The organism is Mycobacterium sp. (assembly GCF_032159565.1).
Lineage (GTDB): Bacteria > Actinomycetota > Actinomycetes > Mycobacteriales > Mycobacteriaceae > Mycobacterium.
Window position 1 is genome coordinate 21,923 of sequence record NZ_JAVHWR010000182.1, and the last position, 6,766, is coordinate 28,688.

Consider the following 6,766-nt stretch of genomic DNA (forward strand, 5'->3'; position numbering starts at 1 on the left):
GACGGTCACGATAGGGCTGCTCCCATGGGGCGGTGGGTGACGTGTTCAGTCTACGTTCATCGGGGGTCAATCATGGAATCGCTGGCGCCCATGTCGCCCTTAGGAAGCAACGAGCACGGACCGGTCTGGATTCCCGGCCCGCGGCCCTTGCGACCGCGGTCAGCCGTCGAGCGGCACGACAGGCAGCAGCGTCGCGATCTCCGGAGCGCGGGCGCCCGATAGCTGCAACTCGCCGTCGGAGGCCGCGTCGGCGACCGTGCGAAGGCCCGTTGCCAACAGCAGCCAGGTGCGCGGATCGGCCTCCACGACGTTCGGTGGATTGCCACGGGTGTGCCTGGGTCCCGAAATACATTGCACCGCAACGAACGGTGGCACCCGAACCTCGACGCTTGCGCCGGGCGCGGTCGCCGCGACAGTGCGTGCGGTCAGTCGAACCGCTTCGGCGAGCAGGGATCGTTGCGGCGCGGGCCGGTTCTCGTCGCGCAGCCACTCGGCGACGGCGAGAACGGCTGCACGCGTCTTCTCCGGATCGGCGGTGCGGCGTGCGGGCATCCCCTAGTGTCGCAAGGTGTTCGCCGACCGGCATAAGCCGCCTTTGCCGCGGGTGAACGCGCACGGAGGTCCGGAGGGTCGTCCCAGCTGTTGGCAGAAGGCACCAAGTTCCTGTGGCCGTTTCCGTATCTGGTGACGGACACCGGCTACAGCATTGCGCCGTACAACCATTTCGAGATCGCGACGCCGTGGACATCGGACTACATCTGGGGCAGGCAGGTCGGGGAGACGACGATCAACCCGCAGCGGATCGGCGCTGCACAGCGACCGCCGCGACCGCGCCCGCTTCGTTGATCGCGAGGTGGGCGAGCATCGGGGCGGCCAGGCTGCCGGACCGCTCCAGCAGAAGCCCGAAGAACCAGCCCGCGACGCCGGTCACCAGCACGGTGGCGATCACCGGTTCATCGGTGCTGCGGGCGTCGGCGATGTGCGACAGGCCGAACGCCACTGACTGCAGCAGCCGGCCGGCCGTCGGCCCGAAGGCGCCTGCGGCCATCGTGCCAAGGGCCGCGCGGTACGCCGCCTCCTCCGACCACACGGTGCCGAAGGGGATGCGCACGGCCAGCCAGCCCGACGCTGAGTCGGGCAGGTCGCGATCGGCCATCGCCGACCGAACGGCCGGTGCCGCTGTCGATGCGGCGACGCCGAGGATGACCGGTGTGGCGACGGCGGAGCCGAGCCGCAGTCCCGACCACAGCTGTGGTGGACGCAGGCCCAGAGGTGCGCGGGTCGCCGCAACGAGTACCGCTCCCAGCGCCGCGCGGACGACCGGTTGCACGCGCGGCGGCAGCCGCGGGTCGATCAGCCCACTCCATCCGACCAGCCCAGCGGCGAGGGTCACCGCCCTGAACGCTTTGGTGCGCACTAATACTCGGGCCCGTCATTGGCGGCGGCCTTCTCCAGCGCGATCCTGATGCGTTCGGTGTCGTCGGGAGTCCAGCCGTCGGGCGGCGCGGCGGCGGCCCAGCCGTCGAGCACGTATTCGCCGTAGTTGTGGCCGTGCCCGCCGGGAACCGAACCCGCGTTGGTCATGTCGGCGGCGACCTGCCAGAACGTGACGATCGGATACCACCGCATCAACGGTGTCCGATCCCGACCGGGCGGCTCCTTCAGCCAGTCCGGCCGGTTGAAAATCAGGTCCCCCGACCACCACACGATGGGGTCGGAGGCGTGCTGCAGGAACAGCACACGCGTGCCCTCCCACGGCGCGTCGGTGTCGGCGGCGATATCGGCGGCATCGTTGGCCTGGGAGAACCGCACGGTGCGCCCGTTGTCGTAGCGGGGTTCGACCTCGGGGGTGCCCGGGTCGCGGCGCACGGTGATCGCCTTCCACAGCGGGCTGGCATTGGGCGGCCCAACCCACAGCACCGATGAGAATCCCATCCGTGCGATGTCGGGGAGCCAGTCGAATGCGCCCTGTCCGGCCATGGATCCGAGGCTCTCGCCGTAGAGCAGCAGCTTCGGTCGCCGGTCGGGCGGCAGCCGTAGCCACCACGCGTGGACCGCATCGATCATGGCACGGCCCGACTCCATGGACTTGTCCCGGTCGCCGAGAAACGAGATCCAGCTGGGCAGATACGAGTACTGCGAGGCGACCATCGCGGTATCGCCGTTGTACATCGACTCCAGCGCCCTGGCCGCGACGGGATTGACCCACCCGGTACCCGTGGTCGGGACGATGGCGAGCACTTTGCGGTCGAATGCGCGGGTGCGATCCAACTCGCGCACCAGGATGGCGGCTCGCTGGTCATCGGTGCCCGCAGTCTGCAAACCCGCATATACCCGGATGGGTTCTTTGGCGGGGGCGCCGTTGAGACGGGTCAGCTCGAACGCGTGCGGTCCGGTGGCGACGAAGTTGCGGCCCTGATAGCCCAACGAGTCCCATGGGGCGAATGACGTTGGGCTGCCCGACCGTTCGAGCTCCAGCGGCTGGGTGATGCCCTGTCGTGTGGTGGTGTTCTGCGGCTGGAAGACCCGGTTCGAGACGGCCAGGAAGCCACGGATCAGCACGCCGTTGATCAACGTGATCGCCAGCACGACGACGATTGCGGTGCCGATGAACAGCGCGACCTCATCGTGAAGATGCCAGCGACGGATGAAAAACCGGGCCATTGTCTTGATGAGGTCGATGGTGATCCGTGCTGCGGAGACGCATAGGCCTGCGACGATCATCGCGATGATCAGGGTGCGCAGGTAGCCGACGGTGCCCGGCCCCTCCATGCCCATTTCCGCGGACACCCGTCGCTGCCAGGCCGCCGCCGGTATCAGCATCAGCAGGCTTGCGGTTGTCGCCAGCGTGATGGTGGCGGCCTTGGACCAGTAGAGCACCCGCTTCCGCGGCGGCCACCAACTTCTGCGCCGCAACACGAAGCGGCGCAACATTTTTCCGACGAACACACCGATTCCGTAGCCGATGGCGGCGTTGACGCCGCCGATCAGTCCCTGGAACAGCCAGTCGCGCGGCAGCAGCGACGGCGTCAGCGACAGACAGAAAAACAGCGCGCCGAACGCGATCCCGACGAAGTCGAGGCGCACCAGACTCCACGCCCATACCAGGAGGGGGTGGCGGCGGTTGTGCTCGTGGTTTGCAGCCGCCGGTGCGCCGATGATGTAGTTGGTCGGGACACTCACCCGAACAAACCGGGCAGCACGCCCTCCGACGTGCTGCGCAGGTCCTCCAGTGACACCGTGAACTGGTCCTGGACTTCGACCGCGTCACTCCCCTGATCCACCACACCGATGCGGGTGACCGGCAGGCCGCGGGCCTCACACATGGACCGGAACCGGCTCTCCTCGGTGCGCGGGACGGCGACCAGCACCCTGCCCGCGGACTCCGAGAAGAGAAATGCGAACGGGCCTGTGCCCTCTTGCCACCCTTCGGGAATGACGATGCGACAACCGGTTTCACCGGTCAGCGCCGCTTCCACGACAGCCTGGATCAGGCCGCCCTCGGACAGGTCGTGAGCGGCCGAGACGAGTCCGTCCCGTGACGCCGCGCTGAGCACCTCGGCGAGCAACTGCTCGCGTGCCAGATCGACCTCCGGGGGCCGGCCGCCGAGATGGTCGGCGCTGACCTGCGCCCAGATGGAGCCGTCGAACTCGTCGCGGGTGTCGCCGAGCAGCAGCAGGGCCTCGCCGGGTTCGGTGCCCAGCCCCGTCGGGATACGACGGCGGACATCGTCGAGCACACCCAGCACCCCGACGACCGGCGTAGGCAGAATGGCCGTCGTGCCGGTCTGGTTGTAGAAGCTCACGTTGCCGCCGGTGACCGGAATGCCAAGGGCCGCACAGCCATCCGCAAGCCCGCGAACGGCTTCAGAGAATTGCCACATGACACCTGGATCCTCCGGCGAACCGAAGTTCAGGCAGTTGGTGACCGCGATCGGGGTGGCGCCGGTCACCGCGACGTTGCGGTATGCCTCGGCCAGCGCGAGTTGCGCGCCCGCGTACGGGTCCAGTTGGGTGTAGCGGCCCGAGGCGTCGGTGGATATCGCGATGCCGCGTCCGGTGGACTCGTCGATACGCAGCACCCCACCGTCGGCGTTCTCGGCCAGCACGGTGTTGCCCCGCACGTAGCGGTCGTACTGCTCGGTGATGAATGCCCGGCTGCACAGGTGCGGACTGCCGATCAGCGCAAGCGCAGTCGCCCGCAACTCTTCACCGGTTTTCGGCCGCGGCAGCGTGTCGGACGTGTCGGCGTTGAGCGCATCCTGGGTGTCCGGCCGTTGCACGGGCCGTTCGTAGACGGGGCCCTCGTGCGCGACCGTTCGGGGCGGCACGTCGACGACCGTCTCCCCATGCCAGGTGACCGTCAGCCGGTCGCCGTCGGCGACCTCGCCGATGACGGTGGCCAGCACCTCCCACTTGCGGCACACGGCCATGAACGCGTCCACGTTCTCGGGGGCGACGACGGCGCACATCCGTTCCTGCGACTCGCTGGACAGGATCTCCGCTGGCGTCATGTTGGCCGCCCGCAGCGGTACCTTGTCGAGTTCGACGGCCATGCCACCGTCGCCTGCCGAAGCGAGTTCCGATGTCGCGCAGGATAATCCGGCGCCACCGAGGTCCTGGATGCCGATCACCAGGCCCGCCGCGTAGAGCTCGAGGCAGCACTCGATGAGGACCTTTTCCATGAACGGGTCGCCGACCTGCACCGAGGGCAGCTTCTTACGGCCGGCGCCGTCTTCGTCGCCGCCGAATGTCTCGGAAGCCAGTACCGAAACACCGCCGATCCCATCGAGGCCGGTGCGGGCCCCGAACAGGATGATCTTGTTGCCGGTGCCCGACGCGAACGCCAGGTGCAGATCCTCTTTGCGCAACACCCCGACACACAGGGCGTTCACCAGCGGATTGCCGCCGTAGGAGGCATCGAAGACGGTTTCGCCGCCGATGTTGGGCAGTCCCAATGAGTTTCCGTATCCGCCGACCCCGCGAACCACGCCGTCGACGACGCGGCGGGTGTCGGGAGCATCAGCGGCGCCGAACCGCAGCTGGTCCATCACCGCCACCGGTCGGGCACCCATCGCCATGATGTCGCGGACGATTCCGCCGACACCGGTCGCGGCGCCCTGGTAGGGCTCGACGTATGACGGGTGGTTGTGCGATTCGACCTTGAAGGTGACCGCCCAGCCGTCGCCGATGTCGACGACACCGGCGTTCTCGCCGATGCCGGCCAGCATGGCCGAGCGCATCTTCTCGGTGGTGGTCTCACCGAAGTAGCGCAGGTGCACCTTCGAGGACTTGTAGCTGCAGTGCTCGCTCCACATCACCGAATACATCGCGAGTTCGGAATCGGTTGGCCTGCGGCCGAGGATTTGCCGGATGCGCTCGTACTCGTCGTCTTTGAGACCGAGCTCTCGGAACGGTTGCGGCTGGTCGGGGGTGGCTGCCGCTCTCTCGACGGAGTCGACGATCGGGCTTGGGCCGACGGTGTCGACCAACGTAGTTGCGCCGACGGAGTCGGCGGTCTGGCTGAGCTCCGAGGTCACCCCGCCAGTCTAGTTTGCGACCTGCGATATGCGCGGGCGGCCGCGGGCGCGCCGACCCCGTGCAGCATCACACTGCCCAGCACCGCGATGACCATGGTCATCAGCACCGCGCGCTCGTCCTCGCCTGCGAGCACGTTGAACGCCAGCAGCCCGAACACGATGGAGGTGGTGCCGCGCGGGCCGAGCCAGCCGATCAGCAGCCGTTCCGCCCACGAGAACCTCGACCCGAGCATCGCGATGGCCACCGGCAACAACCGCACCACCGTCAGCGCCAGCAGGCAGAACAGCAGCATGCCCCACGACACACCGAACGTCAGGGCCAGCACCGCGGTGGCCCCGAACACGAACCACATTCCGGCCGACAGCAGGAAGCCGATGTCGTCGAGTAGCTCCAACTCGGCGCGGATCGTCTGGGAGCGGCGCAGGTAGTTGAACGCGAACCCGCAGACGAAGGCAGAGACGAAGCCGTTGCCGCCGATGGCCAGGCTCGACCCGTACGCCAGCAGCGGGGCGGCCACCAGAATCAGGCGCTTGCTCTGATCGGTCATCTCGCCGCGCCGCTCGGCGGCGTTGGTGAGCACAGCCAGCGCCGCGCCGATCGCGACACCGACGAGGATGGCCTTGACGGCCTGCGGCACGGCCGAACCCAGCGCCTCCATCGGTGTCGCCGCGTGGGAACGGTCGCCGGCGAGGACCAGGGCGAAGATGAACAGCGGCGAGACGATGCCGTCGTTGTAACCGGCTTCGACGTTGAGCACGTCGCGGACCCGCTCGGGCACCCGCTCGTCGCGCAGTACCGACGGGGCCGGGGCGAAGTCCGTTGGCACCACAACGCACGCGATGACCAGCAGGACCGCCCACCCGAGGCCCGGCAGCAGCCACAGTCCCAGGGCCACCGACAGCGCCAGGCTCAGTGGCATCGCGATGAACAGCACACGCACCGCCGCGCGCGGCTGACTCCCGAAGAGCCCGCCGCGAATATCGGTGGCGTCGACGAAAAGTAGGACAGCGAGGATGATTTCCGCGGCACGCTGAGCGGCGTCTGTGTTCAGCGACTCGACCAGCACGTCCTGGGTGCATAAGCCGACCGCGATGCCGGCGAGCACCAGGAACATCGGCGCGGTGACACGCCAGCGCTCGAGCCGGCGGGCCAGCAGCGACCACGCGACCAGGACGAGCGCTACCGCAATGACCGACGCCAGCACGGGCGCGATTGTGCCCGGTGC

General features: G+C 68.2%; 5 protein-coding genes and 1 pseudogene. 1 reads left to right on the forward strand and 5 read right to left on the reverse strand.

The features are described from left to right. Nucleotides 1-159 precede the first annotated feature (159 nt). Nucleotides 160-552 carry a sterol carrier family protein gene (locus QOC76_RS24400; RefSeq protein WP_526361270.1) on the reverse strand — a complete coding sequence of 131 codons (393 nt, stop codon included), beginning with the start codon at nt 550-552 and terminating at the stop codon, nt 160-162. 43 nt (nt 553-595) lie between these two features. Here QOC76_RS24400 and QOC76_RS24405 point away from each other — a divergent pair. Then, nucleotides 596-846, forward strand: a pseudogene (locus QOC76_RS24405) (hypothetical protein); the annotation flags it as partial. Here the strand turns inward: QOC76_RS24405 and QOC76_RS24410 are convergent. The 4 genes from QOC76_RS24410 to QOC76_RS24425 all read right to left on the reverse strand — a co-directional run. Then, nucleotides 788-1,417 (reverse strand): Rv0804 family intramembrane glutamic endopeptidase, encoded by a 630-nt coding sequence (locus tag QOC76_RS24410; RefSeq protein ID WP_526361272.1) that lies wholly within the window; start codon nt 1,415-1,417, stop codon nt 788-790. The pseudogene QOC76_RS24405 and the gene QOC76_RS24410 overlap by 59 nt on opposite strands. Beyond that, a complete protein-coding gene (locus QOC76_RS24415; RefSeq protein WP_526361280.1) occupies nt 1,417-3,159 on the reverse strand; it encodes an alpha/beta hydrolase in 1,743 nt (580 codons plus the stop codon). Before QOC76_RS24415 ends, QOC76_RS24410 begins: the two co-directional genes overlap by 1 nt. 20 nt (nt 3,160-3,179) lie before the next feature. After that, entirely contained in the window at nt 3,180-5,465 is a 2,286-nt protein-coding gene (purL, locus tag QOC76_RS24420; protein WP_526361282.1) for a phosphoribosylformylglycinamidine synthase subunit PurL, read from the reverse strand. Nucleotides 5,466-5,536: 71 nt separating this feature from the next. Then, nucleotides 5,537-6,766 (reverse strand): cation:proton antiporter (locus QOC76_RS24425; protein ID WP_526361274.1); only part of this gene is annotated, 1,230 nt, incomplete at its 5' end.